Annotated in this window: 12 protein-coding genes; 4 read left to right on the forward strand and 8 right to left on the reverse strand. The window is 59.3% G+C overall.

What is annotated here, in order from left to right:
• Nucleotides 1-556: 556 nt before the first annotated feature.
• From repA to repC, 3 genes are all read left to right on the forward strand, one after another.
• Nucleotides 557-1,750 carry a plasmid partitioning protein RepA gene (gene repA, locus JTP94_RS02430; RefSeq protein WP_204848959.1) on the forward strand — a complete coding sequence of 398 codons (1,194 nt, stop codon included), beginning with the start codon at nt 557-559 and terminating at the stop codon, nt 1,748-1,750.
• Between the two features lie 4 nt (nt 1,751-1,754).
• A complete protein-coding gene (gene repB, locus JTP94_RS02435; protein WP_204848960.1) occupies nt 1,755-2,756 on the forward strand; it encodes a plasmid partitioning protein RepB in 1,002 nt (333 codons plus the stop codon).
• Between the two features lie 155 nt (nt 2,757-2,911).
• Entirely contained in the window at nt 2,912-4,213 is a 1,302-nt protein-coding gene (gene repC, locus JTP94_RS02440; protein WP_204848961.1) for a plasmid replication protein RepC, read from the forward strand.
• 530 nt (nt 4,214-4,743) lie between these two features.
• On the opposite strand, the gene JTP94_RS02445 is transcribed toward repC, so the two are convergent.
• On the reverse strand, nt 4,744-5,739 hold the full coding sequence (locus JTP94_RS02445; protein ID WP_034506039.1) for a hypothetical protein: 996 nt from the start codon (nt 5,737-5,739) through the stop codon (nt 4,744-4,746).
• Nucleotides 5,740-6,656: 917 nt separating this feature from the next.
• The gene (locus JTP94_RS02450; protein ID WP_204848962.1) at nt 6,657-7,694 is read right to left on the reverse strand and encodes a 4-hydroxythreonine-4-phosphate dehydrogenase PdxA; all 1,038 of its coding nucleotides are present in this window, start codon (nt 7,692-7,694) and stop codon (nt 6,657-6,659) included.
• Between the two features lie 190 nt (nt 7,695-7,884).
• Here JTP94_RS02450 and JTP94_RS02455 point away from each other — a divergent pair, with 190 nt between their 5' ends.
• Nucleotides 7,885-8,571 (forward strand): GntR family transcriptional regulator, encoded by a 687-nt coding sequence (locus JTP94_RS02455; RefSeq protein WP_204848963.1) that lies wholly within the window; start codon nt 7,885-7,887, stop codon nt 8,569-8,571.
• Between the two features lie 59 nt (nt 8,572-8,630).
• Here JTP94_RS02455 and JTP94_RS02460 read toward each other — a convergent pair whose 3' ends face one another.
• From JTP94_RS02460 to JTP94_RS02485, 6 genes are all read right to left on the reverse strand, one after another.
• Complete coding sequence (locus JTP94_RS02460) at nt 8,631-9,908, reverse strand: glycoside hydrolase family 5 protein (RefSeq protein WP_204848964.1); 1,278 nt, start codon at nt 9,906-9,908, stop codon at nt 8,631-8,633.
• Between the two features lie 201 nt (nt 9,909-10,109).
• Nucleotides 10,110-11,921 carry an ABC transporter ATP-binding protein gene (locus tag JTP94_RS02465; RefSeq protein ID WP_204848965.1) on the reverse strand — a complete coding sequence of 604 codons (1,812 nt, stop codon included), beginning with the start codon at nt 11,919-11,921 and terminating at the stop codon, nt 10,110-10,112.
• Between the two features lie 2 nt (nt 11,922-11,923).
• A complete protein-coding gene (locus tag JTP94_RS02470; protein ID WP_204848966.1) occupies nt 11,924-12,784 on the reverse strand; it encodes an ABC transporter permease in 861 nt (286 codons plus the stop codon).
• Nucleotides 12,781-13,722: an ABC transporter permease gene (locus JTP94_RS02475; protein ID WP_204849032.1), complete on the reverse strand. Its 942-nt coding sequence runs from the start codon at nt 13,720-13,722 to the stop codon at nt 12,781-12,783. The genes JTP94_RS02470 and JTP94_RS02475 overlap by 4 nt, the downstream gene beginning before the upstream one ends.
• A 21-nt stretch (nt 13,723-13,743) precedes the next feature.
• Nucleotides 13,744-15,264, reverse strand: a complete 1,521-nt coding sequence (locus JTP94_RS02480; protein WP_204848967.1) for an ABC transporter substrate-binding protein — start codon at nt 15,262-15,264, stop codon at nt 13,744-13,746.
• A gap of 80 nt (nt 15,265-15,344) precedes the next feature.
• Nucleotides 15,345-16,826, reverse strand: a complete 1,482-nt coding sequence (locus JTP94_RS02485) for a M81 family metallopeptidase (RefSeq protein WP_204848968.1) — start codon at nt 16,824-16,826, stop codon at nt 15,345-15,347.
• Between the last annotated feature and the right edge of the window lie 133 nt (nt 16,827-16,959).

Below are 16,959 nucleotides of genomic sequence, written 5' to 3' on the forward strand. Positions count from 1 at the left end.
CGTACCTCGCAGTGGATAGCCGCGGGAACGTTCGGCACGTGTCCGGCATGCAGGTGTTGGCGATTGAGATCTAATTCACCTGCCGATCGATCGACCTCTTTTGCACCTTCGGATCAGTCAAAAGAACGAGGCATTGCTCGGCCAATAAATCTCTTCGCTGCGGTCGTCTTTCCAAATGCGGATCAGGTAGTCCGCGGACAACCGGCTGCGCGCGGCCAGGACATCACAGCTCAAAATGTCTGAACACTCGCCGATCTGACACATCCTCCGTGCGCTGCCAGGCGTCCAACGTCCGGGAGTAGTCCGCGGACTACTCCCCGCCAATTTGCGCCCTGCCCGAAGAGCCGGCCCGGCTTGAAACGCCAGCCAAACCAGATCCGCCGGACACAGAATCCGTCTCCAGGAACAGGCCCGAACATGTCAGATGAGTAAAAAAAACGGCCAAAAGTCGCTATTTGATTAAGCAATTGTAAAACTGCAACGAATCGGGGCATATTGTAACTGCGTAGTTAAGCAGCTTTCTGTAACAATTGCGCAGTTAATTGGGAAAACCGCCATGCAGCCGAGTCTCGTACTCCAAGACGACCAAGAGCATCTTCCGACGCTTCTGGCAACAGATGCGCAAGAGCTGTCTTATCAGCTCCAGCAACACCAGGCAAAACTCTTTCCGCCTCAATCGCAAAAGACGATGCGGACATTTTCGCCGGCTGAAGCTGCCGCCTTCATCGGCATTGGAGAAGGTTATCTTCGCCAGATCGCTGCCGAGGGCCATGGACCGGATCCGCTTGCAAACGGACGCCGGCTTTATACCGCCGACGATATGGATCGAATCCGCAAAGTTCTCGATGAACGGAACGGCACCCCGAAATATGTGCCCTGGCGCCGGGGAGCCGAAAAACTCCAGATCATCTCGGTGATGAATTTCAAGGGCGGTTCCGGCAAGACAACGACAGCCGCCCATCTCGCGCAATATCTGGCGCTGAGAGGCTATCGGGTGCTGGCCATCGATCTCGATCCGCAGGCTTCGCTCTCGGCGTTGTTCGGACATCAGCCTGAGCTCGATGTCGGCGAAGGCGAGACGCTTTATGGCGCCATCCGCTATGAGGAGCCCCGCCCGATCGCCGACATCGTTCGGTCGACCTATACGCCGAACCTGCACCTGATCCCCGGCAATCTCGAACTCATGGAGTTTGAGCACGAAACACCGCGAGCGATGGCGGCAGGCAGAGCCGAGACGATGTTCTTTGCACGCATCGGCGAGGCTCTAACCGAAATCGAAAGCTTTTACGATGTCGTGGTCATTGATTGCCCGCCGCAGCTCGGTTTTTTGACGATGTCGGCGCTCTGCGCAGCGACGTCGATATTGATTACCGTTCATCCGCAGATGCTCGATGTGATGTCCATGTCGCAGTTCCTGACCATGACAAGCGAACTCATGACCGTCGTCGAAAGGGCAGGCGGGCGTACCAGCTACGACTGGATGCGCTATCTCGTCACCCGCTTTGAGCCCAATGACGGGCCGCAAAGCCAGATGACCGGCTTTATGAAGGCGATCTTCGGCAATCGCATGCTCCACAACGCCATGGTCAAATCGACGGCTGTCGCCGATGCTGGCGTCACGAAACAAACCCTTTACGAGGTCGAACGAGCCCAGTTCACGAGGGGCACCTACGACCGCGCTCTGGATTCCCTCAATCTCGTGAACGGCGAGATCGAGACGCACATCCGTTCAACATGGGGAAGGAAATAGATAGATGGCGCGCAAGAACCTGATTGAGATTTCAGCTCCGAATACGGGGCGCGCCGATGCCGTTGCAGCGAAGGACAATCGCCCTATCGCCGGCTTCCTGCCGCAGCAGAGAAGCGGCGGTCCGGTGGGTGGCATCACCAGGACGCTCGGAAACATCACGGAAAAGATGGAGCGCGCCAGCGATCTCGAACGGCAGCTAGCCGAGGGCCAAACGATCGTCGATATCGATCCTGACCTTATCGACGGATCATTCGTCACCGATCGCCTTGAGATAGATCCCGTTGAACTTGGCCAACTCGTGGAGCAGATCCGCGAACACGGCCAGCAAGTTCCCATCCTCGTGCGCCCGCATCCGGAAGCCAAGGGACGTTATCAGGTCGCATACGGGCATCGTCGACTGGCCGCAACAAAGGAGCTCGGCATCAAGGTGCGCGCCGTTGTGCGGCAGCTCACCGACGACCAGCTTGTCGTGAGCCAGGGCCAGGAAAACAGTGCGCGCACGAACCTGTCCTATGTCGAGCGGGCTTTGTTTGCGCTGCGGCTCGAGCAACGCGGTTTTGGCAGGGATATCATCATGGCCGCGCTGGGCGTGGACAAGGCTGCGCTCTCCAAAATGCTGATCGTTACCAGGCAGGTGCCTCTGGCCCTTATCAGCGTGATCGGACCAGCTCCCGAGATTGGTCGCCGACGGTGGCTGGAGCTCGGAGAGCGTCTCGAAAGCATTGCATCTGAACCGATCGTCGCCGAGTTGTCCGCGGACAACTGCCGAAAGCTGTCGAGCGATGAACGCTTCCAGCAGGCAATGGCGCTGGCGACCAGCAAGCCTGTGTCTGCGAAGCCACCTGCGGCGCCATCAGAGATAACCGGCGTGCCTGTCACGCTTAAGAGAACACCGGCGCGGGCAACCTTCGTCTTCGACAGCAAGGCAGCACCCGGTTTCGATCAATTCGTACAGGAGAGGCTACAGGCTCTCTTCAATGAGTTTCAGCAAGGAAAGGAAACGTAACCGCAAAAGAAAAAGGCCCCCAAACGACGCCGTCGTGGAAGCCCTTCTCTGATCTTAAGCAAATCAAGAATCGCATTTCCCCGAATCACAGTCAAGAGTCTTTGGCATCGTTTTGATGAGCGGATTTCTTTTGCCTCAACGTAGGTGAAGGAAAAATGGAAGCTGAATACGTGACGACGCCTTTCGGGCGGCGGTCGATGACGCTTGGCATGTTGTTAGCTCAGAAAAGAGCTTGCAATGTCGAGCCCACCAAGTCCGTCGACAAATGGAAAATCTATCGCGCGCTCTGCGAAGCCAAGCCTCTGCTCGGCATAACGGATAGAGCGCTCGCCGTCCTCAATGCGCTTTTGAGCTTCTACCCGAAGAATGAGCTTTCGGATGAGGCCGGTCTGGTCGTGTTTCCTTCGAACGCACAATTGTCTCTGCGCGCCCATGGCATGGCCGAGCAAACGATCAGACGTCACCTCGCTGCGCTCATCGATGCCGGCCTCCTCGTGCGCAAGGACAGCCCCAACGGCAAGCGCTATGCTCGCAGAAGCAGGGCAGGGGACGTCAACGAGGCCTACGGCTTCTCACTGGCGCCTCTTCTCCATCGCGCCGAGGAGATCGAGCACCTCGCTGCCGCAGTCGTCGCCGAGCGGCTGCACACTCAGGGTCTACGCGAACGCATCAGCCTTTACAGACGCGACATCACAAAGCTGATCCAGACGGCGATCATCGAGCAGGTCGACGGCGACTGGGAAGCCGCCCATTCCGGCTTTCGCGACCTTATCGAGGGCCTTCCACGCTCGCCCAGCGCAGCAGAATTGGAAACTCTGCTCCAAAAGCTTGGCCTTCTGCACGGTGAAATCGTCAACCGATTGGAAAGACACGTAAAAGCAATAAAACTAAGCGGCAATCCCTATCAAAATGAGCGCCACATACAGAATTCAGACTCCGAATCTTCAACTGAATCTGAAGCAACACAAGCCGCACGCCTGAACGAACCTGATACGCAGCCGCAACCGACCTCAACCAGCGCTGACGCCCCCATAGCCGTACGCCAAGCAAGGCCTCAGATGCCAGCACGCCATGGTTCGGAAAGCGTAGGTGTAGCTTGCACGGAGCTGAAATCATTTCCGCTGGACCTCGTTCTACGAGCCTGCCCCGAAATTGCCGCCTACAGTCCAGCCGGCCAGATCAACGGCTGGCGCGATTTACTGGCCGCTTCTGTGATCGTGAAATCGATGCTTGATATCAGCCCCACCGCCTATCAGGAGGCATGTGCCGTCATGGGGCTGGAAAACACCGCCACCGTGATCGCCTGCATCCTCCAACGTGCTTCCCACATAAAATCGGCTGGTGCCTACCTACGTGATCTGACGCGGCGAACGCAAAAGGGAGAATTTGCGATCGGTCCTATGTTAATGAGCCTTCTACGCGCAAATGCAGCTTCAGCCACACAGAAGGTGGCTTAGTCATGCCCCGTCTTCAACACCGCAAGTCTCGCCGACGGCGGATCTGAGGATCCGTTTTCGCACAAAAAAAGCCCGGACTGTCTGGTTGAGAGGACACCTGAAATGCCTATCCGATCCACAAAGTCGGTCAGCTCGGCAGCCGACCCTGTATGGACTATGCAGACGTGGCGGTAAGAAAGGATGTTATAGCTTCTACTTGGAGGGTTTGTACCAATAAAATCAATTGGCTACCAAGTGGGCCAAATACAGTAGCAGAGACCAATTATAGGTAAGAAAGGCTACATGCACCGACCAAATCCTGCACTTTTATGCCGTTTTTGCCGGCAAATGTCCACACATTTCAACTGCGAGCCCATTGTCAGCTCTGATCCGCGCCCGAAGCCCAGCCAGATGTCAAGATACAGAAAAAATCCATGCCTCGAGAACCGCACGGTCGGTTTCGGGCAGTTCACGAACAGGAGAACGACGTCGCCTTGCGTATCGATGCAGGGCATCCGATTGACAGCCTCGCCACGGGACGAACATCAGAACTACTGGCAGATCGGTATTGGCCGCGACGGCGGTGCCGGATGATCCTGTTTGTACTGAACGATGATCGGCTCCAGGGTTTCCTTTGGCCAAAACTTCGGAGCGCCGATTGCCTTCAGACAGGAATCGTTCCAGTATAATCCGGCCTTCGATGGCGAACGACCGGCAGCCACGGCCTTGGCAACGGCATTTATATCGGCTGACTCGGGATAGATGTAGAGCGTCGTCGGATTGTCCTTCACCATGGAGATGATCTGGCTCGCGTCCGACGCTGCCCAGCTCGTGCAACCATCGCTGCGCCCACCTGCATACTCGACCAGCTTTCCAAGGGGGACGTATCCGTCACGGTTGGCGTAGGGGCTTTGCGGATCCTTCTTCATGCATATGCCGGCGACCTTTGCGGCTGCATGTCCGCCGATCGCGCGTTGCCGCGCATTTGCGGTCTCGCCCTCGCCATCGAACTGGAGGAAGGTGCGAAGATATGCGGCATCCTTCGTCTGGGAGATTGGATAGTAGCCCTTGAAGGTCGTTTTCGTCTCTTCCGTCATATAGGAGCCGCCGGCAGTCAGGTTCGAATCCATCGCATTGCCGAAGTTCCTGGCGCACATCCGCCCGTTGCCGAAATCCACGACGCCCTTCAAATCACGGCCGCTGCCGTGTCCGGACGAAACCACACGGAACGTCTGGGTGGCTTCACAGACGATGTAGAAACGGCCTCCCGATTTGCCATCGCCGGGATCGTTCGGGCGCGTGGCATCCATGGCAAAGTAACAGGGATTCCTGACTTTGCCTTCGCTCACCTTTCGCATGTAAAGCGCGCGCGCCCTTTGCAGGATCGGTTGCGCGATTTGACCGTCACCTTCGCCCATATAGGCGCTCAACCATGCCGGAATGTCCGACTGTCGCTGCGCTGCGATTGATGGCGTTGATGCCGAGAAGGCGAGCAAGCAGAAGCCGAGTGACTTGGCAACGCTTCGAAGGGCAGTTCTCAACCGCACTGGATCAGATCCCATGTTAAAACCTTTTGAACTTGCTTGCCTCGCCACCGGCCAAAGGCAGCAGCGACGATCGAACCATTACAGCCATCTTGCAGAATACAGGGCGCCATCGCGAGCTGCTGTCCCGCCAATCTGGCTGCTATGACTTAAGATTCAGCATTCATAATTGTGCATCGCTTTGTTGAAGAGAGACCTAACAAGAATCGAAGATATCAGCGGTCATCACAGGCCCGTCATCAAATCTGCTCCGTGCATTTCCGTGCCACAATTCGTTGCCCAAAAAGGCGCAAATAAGACCAGCTGAATCCGGCAGGCCACTTGGGGCTATCGATGCTCGCAAGCCGCAGAAAAGGCTTTATGGAGAAGAACATTTAGCGCTACCGTACGGCGGGCGGCTACCGGGCCTATCGAAAGCCGAGGCTTGCTCGATAGCGGAAGTAATCGGCCATTGCCTTCGGTGCCAATTCGCTCAATTCGGCTGAAACGGGGCGTCCTGCGAGATGGATATAGATCGGTCTTGGTTTGCCGGCTTGCGTGGCTATCAGATAGGTCTCTTTGAGAGGCCGTTTGCTCAGCCATGTTGGGTCGTGGTCAAAGCTGATGTTTAATCTGGGTGCCCATCCGTTGGCCGCAGTCAAAGCTTGAGAAAAATCCGTTGTCCAGAACGACCATTATTTCACCTCGATGTCGAAGTGGATGGTAGCGCGAGGCAACGAAAAAATTCTTACATAGCTCTTAGCCACCGCTCTTGAAGGCAATGTCCCGGGGCTTGGCGCCCGTGCCGTCGTTGATCACCGAAGTCAGGATCTGGTCGAGACCCTTCGATTGGCTGCCGCCCATCCTCATGTCAAGGGTCTCGTTTGCCTTGGCGATGAATTCGCCGGCCGTTTTGAACTCCGATCGGTCTTGGTGGCCCGTCAGGCGACGGCCGACAGGGCCGATGCACGTCTGGCCATGCGTGCTGCCAGCAGGATTGCTTCGCGGCTTGCGCCGACATCGGCAATGCCTTTACCGGCGATGTCATAGGCCGTGCCATGCGCCGGCGTGCAGAGCGGAAAGGGCAGGCCGCCCATCATCGTCACGCCCTTGTCGAAGCCCATCAGCTTCATGGCGATCTGGCCCTGGTCGTGATACATGGTAAGCACAGCTTGGAAGCCCTCTTTGAGCGCCCGCAGGAACACGGTATCGGCCGGGAAGGGCCCCTCGACGTTATAGCCCCGGGCTTTGGCCGCAGCGACGGCCGGTTCGATGATGTCTATCTCTTCCATGCCGAAGCTGCCGCCGTCGCCCGCATGCGGGTTGATGCCCGCGACCGCGATCTTCGGATTGTCGTAACCGGCGCTCTTCAGGCAGGCGTGTGCGAGGTCCAGTTCGTCAAGAATGCCGGCTATCGACAGCGATGATGCCACCTGCGACAGCGGAATATGCGATGTGACGCGGGCGTTCCAGACCTTTTCCAGAACGTTGAACTCCCGCACCTTGCCGGTGAAGCCCAGCACGTCGGAGACGAAGCGGATCTCGTCGTCATAGCCGGAATAGGCGAAGCGCATGGCCTTCTTGTTGAAGGGCGTGAAGCAAACCGCCTGCGCGCGCCCCGAATGGGCAAGCATCAGTGCCTCGCGGAAGTTCTGCGTCGCAAACCTGCCGCCTGCAAGGGTCGCTTCGCCGCGCGTCACCTCCGCCGGATCGAGGTTCTTCAGGTCGACGAAGACATGACGGTCCACGCCTGCATCGCCGATATCGTCGAGCGAGGCATTCTGCAGCTCAAGGGCAAGGCCCGCCGTCTTCGCACCCTCGTCGAGAATGCGGCGATCACCGATGGCGATGATGTGGGCTGCATCTCGCACGTCATCGAGCGCAAGGATGCGCGCTGTCAGCTCGGGGCTGATGCCGGCGGGATCGCCCATGGCGAGTGCGATAACCGGGCGCGTTTCGGCTGCGCCTTTGATTGTCATGATGATCGTCCTCCTCGTCATGCCTGATGTTGTTTCTCATAGGATGTCCAAAATTCTGTATCAAGTCTTTTATATTCTGTATGCAGCATTTTACATTGACGCGGTCATACCGTGTTGCCATGCTCAAACCATCGCAGCCCGGTGCCGACTCACATCGATCGGCGACGGGCGACGGAAGTGGGAACCGAGAATGGATGACGTCAGCAGCTTAGATCGGAAAGTCGAAGGCGGTCCCGGCCCCATCCAGCGCACCGTGCTGCACGACACGATTGTCAGCCACCTGCGCGACATGATCATCGAGGGCATTCTCGAGCCCGGCATGCGCCTGCATGAAGGTCAGCTGGGCGAGCAGCTTGGCGTTTCGCGTACGCCGCTGCGCGAAGCCATCAAATTTCTGGCAAGCGAGGGCCTTGTCGAGCTCGTTCCCAGCCGAGGTGCGATCGTCAAGCGTTTCAGTGGCAAGGATGTCCAGGACATGTTGATCGTGCTGCGCACGCTGGAGGAACTGGCCGGCAAGCTCGCCTGTCAGCTCGGCAGCGATGCAGAGATCGCACAGGTTCGTGCCCTGCACGACGAGATGATCCGCTGCTATCAGGCGGGTGACCGCTTGCAATATTACAAGCTCAACCAAGCCATTCACACGGCGATCGCCAAGCTGAGCAAGAATGCATCCCTGGCCGAGATGCAGCAAATGCTGCAAACGCGCCTGAAGCGCATCCGCTTCATCGGGCATGAAGGTCCGGAAAAGTGGGCGGCCGCCGTCGCCGAGCACGAGGAGATGATAGCCGCGTTGGAAGCACGCGATGAGGCGCGGCTTTCCGAGGTTCTCGGCCGTCATCTCGCCAATGCCTGGGAGCGGGTGCGCAGCGCGATCTGATTGCTACCATAAGAACGGTCTGCAAAGTGCTGCCGCATCTTCACAGAGACGTATTCCTATCATTGCGCCCGCAGCGGCATCGTCTTATCGCGATGCGAGGTTCCCATCAGAGCGTCGACCACGTCCTGATGATACACATTTCTGTCGAAACGGCTGTCGGCTGCCAGTTGCATAAGAGCGGCAAAAGCCACCTTGGCCGGAGGCTTCTCGCCTTCCCCACGAAGATAGGCTGACAAGCGGCGGTAATCCGCCCCAGCCTTGATTTCGAGCGGGTTGCCCGCTCCTATCTTTTTCAAGGGCCACCAGGCCCAGCCGATGCCGTTCTTTTCCTGCAGCGCGACGGCACGCGCATACCAGTCGTTGTTATTCTCGCCGGATTCGCCGTTCCATAACGGCATATCGTATTGTTCGCGCAGTCTCAGGAAAGGTTCGATCGACTCTTGCGTCGTGGGGGTCCAGTATTTGTGAAAGCTCAGCGTCGTGTTGCGATCGGCAATAGGTAATAGGCCGGCGTAATTGTTGCCCCAGCAATTGCCTTCGATGATCAGCATATGATTGGTATCGATCGCGCGGATCGCATGGATGGTGCGTTCGTAGAGATCGCGCAGCGGCTCGTTGCCGGTTTCGCGGCAGCCGTTTTTATCGTTCTTGTCCTGAAATCCCCAATTTGGCTCGTTGAGCAGGTCGTAGCCCGCAATGGTCGGCTCATCCTTGTAGCGCCGGGCGATCTCACTCCAGAGCGCGATCATTTTCCTCTGGTTCTCGGGACTGTCCCAGAGAGAGGGCTTGTGCGGATCGCGATCGGAAATCGCGATGTCATGGCCCTGCCCGCCGGGCGCCGCATGCAGATCGAGGATCAACACCATGCCGTTGGCCTTCAGCCAGGCGATCAGAGCATCGACGCGCCGAAAGCCTTCTTCGTTCCAGACGATCCGGCCCTTTGCAGTCTTGCCGGGCGTATCTTTGATAAATAGATTCCAATGCATCGGCAGACGCACGCTGTTGAAGCCCCACTTGGCCATCGCGTCGATATCGGCTCTCGTCACGGCGTTGTCGCGCCAGGACTGATAGAATGTTTCGGTCTTCCCCTTGCCGATGATCTGCGAAATGCGGTCACGGATGATATGCTGCGCCTTCAGATTGGGCAGCCCCATCATGTAACCTTCCTGGACCATCCAGCCTCCGAGGTTCAGGCCGCGCAAGATCAACGGATTGCCCTGAGCGTCCACGATCTGCCGATGGTCGGCACGAACAAATCCCTGCGCGCGCGCAGGTGATGCAAACGGGGACAGGCAAACGACAAGCAGGATGGCCAGCAAACATGGAAGATGTCTCATGAACTTCCAGTCCCTCAAAAGTTTGACGCTATGTGGGCGCGATATGGCGTGAATGATCAAAATAACGCGGGCGCGGCCTTTGAGCAGGGCGCCCAAGCCACGGATGTTCATGAGGCATTGTGCTGTCATCGATGGTCGAGCCGGTCACGTCAATACTCCGTGTGAATATCCCGCGGATATGACATTAGCCGGCTGCGGATCTCACTCCGTCCAAGTGGCAGCGGTATCCTGCACGAAATGGCCGGGCGATATCTCCTCGTAGGTCCGCTGCGGCGGCACATAGTCGTGAGGCCGGATCGCGCTCCTGATCTCCTCGCGCTGCAACGGTGGCTGCAAGCCGCGCCGCGTGGGGTCAGGGATCGGCACGGCCGAAATCAGGCGGCGGGTATAAGGATGCTGCGGATTGTCGAAAATAGCGCCGCGCGGCCCGATCTCGACGATTTCGCCGAGATACATCACGGCGACACGATGGCTCATCCGTTCGACGACGGCCATGTCGTGCGAGATGAACAGATAGGCAAGGCCGTGCTTCTCCTGTAGATCGAGCAGCAGGTTGGAGACCTGGGCCTTGACGGAAACGTCGAGTGCCGACACCGCCTCGTCGGCAATGATGAATTTAGGGTCGAGGGCCAGAGCCCTGGCGATGGAGATGCGCTGCCGCTGACCGCCCGAGAATTCGTGCGGATATCGGTTGGCCATTTCAGCCGCCAGACCGACCTGATCGAGCAGTTCGGCCACGCGCTCCTTCGCATCCCGCCTGCCCATCAGCCTGTGCGACAGCATGGGCTCTATGATAGCCGCGCCGACCGTCATGCGCGGGTTGAGCGAGGCGAAAGGATCCTGGAAGATGATCTGCGCCATGCGGCGCATGGCCCGTAGCTCTTTCGTTCCAGCCTTGGTCACGTCCTTGCCGTCGATGGCGACAGAACCGGCCGTCGCTTCGATGAGGCGCATGATCGTGCGCCCGGTCGTGGACTTGCCGCAGCCGGATTCGCCGACGAGCGAGAGCGTCTCGCCCGGACGAAGATCAAACGAAACGTCTTCGACGGCGTGGATGCGGCCGTTCGGAAGGTCGAAGCGCACGGCGAGATTGTCGACCTTGAGGATCGGCGCAACGCTCTGCGCCACCGGCTTCATCTCGCGGCCTTCCGAGGCTTCGCCGGTCTTTGCGTCGACTTCCGGAAAGCGCCTGGGTGCCTCGGCCTCGCCCATCGCGCCGAGGCGCGGGATCGAGGCCAGCAGCGACTTCGTATAGATTTCCTTGGGGGCCGCGAAAATGTCCTGGGTGACGCCGGTCTCGATCATGTCGCCGCGGAACATGACGACCGTGCGGTCGGCGACCTCGGCCACCACGCCCATGTCGTGCGTGATGAAGAGGACAGCCATATTCTCCTCGCGCTGCAATTCGCGGATGAGGTGAAGGATTTCGGCCTGGATGGTGACGTCGAGCGCCGTCGTCGGCTCGTCGGCAATCAGCAGCTTGGGGCGGCAGGCGAGCGCCATGGCGATCATCACGCGCTGGCGCATGCCGCCTGAGAATTTGTGCGGATATTCGTGGAGCCGTGTCTTTGCCGCCGGAATGCGCACGCGCTCCATCAACCGCAAGGCTTCGGCTTCGGCCGCCTTCCACGAGAGGTTCTGGTGCAGCACCAGCGCCTCGGCGATCTGGTTACCTATGGTGAAAACCGGGTTGAGCGACGTCATCGGCTCCTGGAAGATCATGCCGATGGAGCCGCCGCGAACCGAGCGCATCTCCGCTTCCGAAACAGCGAGAAGATCCTTGCCCGCGAGGTAGATCTTGCCTTCGCATCGCGCTTTCCCGGGAGGTAACAGGCGCATGGTCGACAGCGCCGTGACGCTCTTGCCCGATCCCGATTCGCCGACGATGGCGACCGTTTCTCCGGCGCTGACTTGCAGATTGATGTTGCGGATAACCGCGCGCCAGCCTTCGGCAGTCTTGAACGAGGTCGTCAGGTTTTCGATGGATAGAACCGGTTGGATCTTGTCGGCCATGATCAGCTCTCCTTTGCGAGGCGCGGATCGACCAGATCGCGCAGGCCGTCGCCGAGCAATTGCAGCGACAGGACGGAGAAGACGATGGCGAGGCCGGGAAAGACCATGAGCCAGGGTGCGTTATCCATGAACTCGCGGCCGGAGGCGAGCATAGTGCCCCAGGTCGGCATGTCTGAGGAGACGCCGACGCCGAGGAAGGAAAGGCTTGCTTCTGCCAGCATGGCGGAGGCGAAGACGAAGGTTGCCTGCACCAGAATGGGCGATGCCAGATTGAGCAGGACATGGCGGCAGAGGATCTGCCAGGTCGGCAGACCCATCGAGATGGCCGCCTCGATGTAGGGCAGCTCCCTCAGAACCAGGGTCGAGCCGCGAACGATGCGGGCGAGACGCGGCGCATAGGTGATGCCGAGCGCCAGGATGACGGTTACCAGCGACGGCCCGAGTGCCGCGACAAGCGCGATGGCAAGAAGAATGTCGGGAAACGACATCATGGCATCGAGCAGGCGTGAGATCGGCGCATCGAGCCTGCGAAAATATCCGGCGATAACGCCGAGAAACACGCCGATAACGGTAGAGATGCAGACCACGCCGAGGCTGACGAGCAGCGAGATGCGGCCCGCAAAAATAGCGCGAGAGAAGATGTCGCGGCCGAATTCGTCGGTGCCGAAGATATGGGCCATGGACGGTCCCTTCAGCTTGTTGACGATCGACAGCTTGTTCGGAGCGTAAGGCGCGATCCAGGGCGCGAAGATCGCAGCAAGGATGACGACAAGCAGAATAATGGCGCCGAACAGCATGGCGCGGTTGCCGAAGAGGCGCCGCAGGCTTGATGTAAATGGAAGGGTAAAAGAGCCGGCCGTCATAGGCGGACCCTCGGATCGACGAGAATATAGAGCATGTCGACGATGAAATTGATGAGCACGTAGATGGCCGCGACCACCAGGAGCGCACCCTGGATCACCGGATAGTCGCGCCGCAGGACCGCGGAAACGACCAGATTGCCGACACCAGGCAGGCCGAAGACGGTTTCGGTCACCACCGCGCCGGCAACCAGCATGGCGATGGATAGGCCGATCACGGTGATGATCGGGATCATCGCGTTCTTCAATGCGTGCTTCAGGATGACGCGGCTTTCGCTCGCCCCTTTGGCGCGGGCCGTGCGCACATAGTCGTCGCCGAGCACGTCGAGCATGGCAGCCCGGGTGAAGCGCGTGATCATCGCGGAATTGACGACGCCCAGAGTGATCGCCGGCAAGATGAGGTGGTGTAGGCGCTCGAGGAAATCGGTGTCGGGGCCACCATAACCAGAGGCCGGGAACCAGCCCTGTCCGACCGCCAGGATCTGGATTAGCATCAGGCCGAGCCAGAAACTCGGCACGCTCGCCGCCACCATGGTGAGTACGACGACGATCTGATCGAAGATCGTTCCCCGCTTGACCGCCGAGATGATCCCGACGGGAAGCGCGATCGCCGTGGCGATCAGAATGGAGAACAGCGTCAGGAAGAAGGTCGGCTCGGCGCGCGCGGCCAGCGCCTGCGTGACCGGCTGGTTGAGAAAGATCGATTGCCCGAGGTCGCCCTTCAACAGGCCCAATACGAACTGGACGTATTGAACAAGCAACGGCGCATCGAGCCCCATCTTGGCCCGCAATTGCGCAATGTCCTGCGGCGTGGCGTCGGCCCCGAGCATGACGGCCGCCGGATCGCCCGGGGTGACCCGGACGATGACGAAGACAACCGTCACGACAAGCGCGAGCACAATCACCATGCCTCCGAGACGTCTCAAAAGCGCCTGGGCGATCTTTGCCATGTGCTTTAAGCCTTATTTCTTCGGGGTGACGTTCCAGAAATGCGGCCAATAGGTCGGCGTATAGCCTGATATCGACGCGGAAATACCCGAAAGGGCATTGAAGTTGCCGACCTTGTAGAGAGGCGCATCGTCGTAGATCACGGTCTGGATCCCTTCCCATGCCTTCTGCTTCGCGTCGTCGCTCGTCGCGTCCATATAGGCTGAAACAGCCTTGGTCTTCTGGTCGGAGACATACCAGCCCGGATAGCTGTCCGTAATCGTGTTGATCGTCGTCGGATCGCCGGGAAAGTTGGAATGGGTGATGAAGATGTCCCATTCCTTGGGATCGGCGCGGCGGGTGGTCAGCGTCGCCCAGTCGACGACCTGCATGTCGACCTTGAAGCCGGCGGCTTCCAGATAGGCCTTGGCGACCTCGCCGATCTTGTAGTGGAATTCATATTGACGGCTGGTCAAAAGCCGCAGCGGCGTGCCGTCATATTCGGCATCCTTCAGCAGCTTTGCTGCCGTGTCGGGATCGCCTTCACCGTAGCGAACAACACCGGCGTCGGTATGCCAGAACGATCCCTTCGGGAAGAAGGCGCCGTCGACGCTGAAGAAGCGCTGGTCGTTGAAGGCGGCAAGCATCATGTCGGAGGAATTCAGTGCTGCCTGCACCGCCTGGCGCAGCGGCTTCTTCACCAGCAGGCCTTGCTTCATGTTCATGTTGAGCGATACCCAGCCGGCATCCTCGAAGATGACAGGCTTGGCGTTGCCGCTCTTTTCGATGCGCTCATAGGCACTGACGGGCAGGGAGTCGGCAAAATCGAACTGTCCGGAGATCAGGCCTTCGACGCGGGTATTGGCGTCCGGCACAGGCACGAAACGGATTTCCTTGGCGATGGCCTCGCGCTTGCCGGCGTAGTTATTCGGCTCGCCTTCGGGCGACTTGTAGCCATCGAAGCGCACGAGCTGCGTATACTGGTCGGGCTTGCGCTCCTTGAGCATATAGGGGCCGGTGCCGACGAAATCGGTAAGGGTATCGGCGACCTTTTCAGAGGGCATAATGATCGAGGACTGGGATAGAGTGGCCAGCAGCGGCGCATAGCGCGACTTGAGCTTGACGATCACGGCGTGATCGCCGTCGGCCGTCAGGCTGTCGATGATCGTGGCAACCTGCTTGCCCTTGGAGTTGACGTTCATCCAGCGCTTCAGCGAGGCAACGACATCCTTGGAGTCGAAGTCGCTGCCATCATGGAACTTGACGCCTTCGCGCAGCGGAATGCGGTAGGTGAGGCCGTCGTCGGAAATCGTCGGCATGGCAGCCGCCAGCAGCGGAACGGACTTCCACTGGGCGTCATAGGTATAGAGCGTCTCGAAAATATGCTGGTCGACCGTCAGCACGATGTCGGTCGGCGTCTGCATGGCGTCGAGGGTCGGCAATTCGCCGATGGTTGCGACGGTCAAGACCCCATCCGAGGTCTGGGCGATCGCCAGATTGCTGGTGCCGGCAAGCATGGCCAGCGTGATCAGAACAAATGCGCTTTTCATCATCATCCCCTTTTTGCCGCCCTTCGGGCGTGTTCCCTATGTTCGTTAGTCGGCATGCCTGCGGCCGGTTCCCGTCCGGCCCGATTTCAACCTTCGAGGCCCAACGGATCGGCGACGCGTGGCCAAAGCTCGAGGCTTGCCTTGCGGTAGGGCGTCGTTGCCGGATCTGTCGGGTAGGAGGTCGGTGCGGCGATGTAGACGATCTCCGAGGAGATCGGCTGGAATCCCGCGTGAAAATGATTGGTCGACTTCACGAGCAGAAAAGATTTGCCGGAGAAATCGATACCCTGATTGGAAAAGATGTCCGGCTCGTAGGTCTGCGTCCGGCTGGAAATCAGTATGATGTCGATCGACGTGCCGACAGGGCGCACGACAGCCGCGCTGCCGAGCGTGACGCGGCTGTTGCGAAAACTCTGCCAGCCGGCGTCGAAGACACGCTCGACCGTGACATTGAGGTCGAGCGGCTCGCCGCCCTGCGGACCGGATTTTCCGCCGACGCGAAGATCAAGCTGCGCCCCTTCGCCGGCCGCATGGCAGAACGATACGGCGATCGGATCCCAGATCGTCGCGACACCGATATTGTCAAAGCCGCGCTCGATCATCCGGCGCAGAATGTGGGTGGCATCGCCTGCCACACCGCCGCCGGGATTGTCCCAGACATCGGCGACGACGACGGGCGTTTCCGGGTGGGTCGCGCGCAGCTCGATGCTGCGGTCGAGCCCGGTCTCGGTGTCGAACATCGGCATCGCCACCCGCTTGCGCAGGCCGTAGAGTTCATGACCGAGCGATTGCGCAAGTGCATCCCCTTTGGCTTCGTCATTGTCGGTAACGACGACAATACGCGTGCCCATATCAGGCACGTCGCCGGCCATGAAGCCGTGAATGACTGATATCGACAGGATGCCATCCTTGCCTTCCATCGCCTTCAGGCGATCGACGAAGGAGCGCATCGGCTCCTGGCTGGTCGGGTAAATGGTGATCATGCGGCAGTCGAAGGTCGAGATCGCCGGCTTGATCTCGCCGCGCAGCGTCCGCAGGGCCAGTTCGACGACATGCTCGCCACGCTGCTCGAAATCCGTGTGCGGAAATTCCAGAAAGGTTGCCATGATGTCGAGATTGGCGACGCGCTGGGCGGTCAGGTGGCTATGTGGATCGAATTCGGCAGCGACAAGCACATCCGGCCCGACGATGGCGCGAACCCGCGACAGGAAATCGCCTTCCGGGTCGTCATAGCCTTGCGCGACCATGGCGCCATGTAGTCCGAGGACCACGGCGTTGACGGGCAGCGCCGCCTTCAGTTCGCCAAGAATCTGATCACGCAGCGTCTCATAGGTCTGCCGCTGGATCAGGCCTGCCGGCTCGGCCCAGCAGGACGTGCCTTCGATGACAGTGAAGCCTTCCGCGCGGCCGCGACGGCGCAGGATCGGAACGACGGAGGAGCACAGGGTCGGCGTATCGGGATGCTCGCCCGGTCCGGCATAGAAGGCTGCCTTGAAGGCGTGCATGTCCGTCGGGACAGGCGAAAAGGTGTTCGTCTCGGTGGCAAGCGAGGCTGTGAAAATGCGCATTAGTGACGATCCGAACTCGTTTTCGTCCTGGGGCGCGAGGGCAGGCAGCGGCCTGACTTCGCATATGGCGTACCGCGACACCCCGCGATCGATTGCATGGTCATGGCTGACACGCACCCGTGACGGCCACCTG

The organism is Martinezella lusitana (genome assembly GCF_016901135.1).
In the GTDB taxonomy this organism is placed as follows: domain Bacteria; phylum Pseudomonadota; class Alphaproteobacteria; order Rhizobiales; family Rhizobiaceae; genus Rhizobium; species Rhizobium lusitanum_D.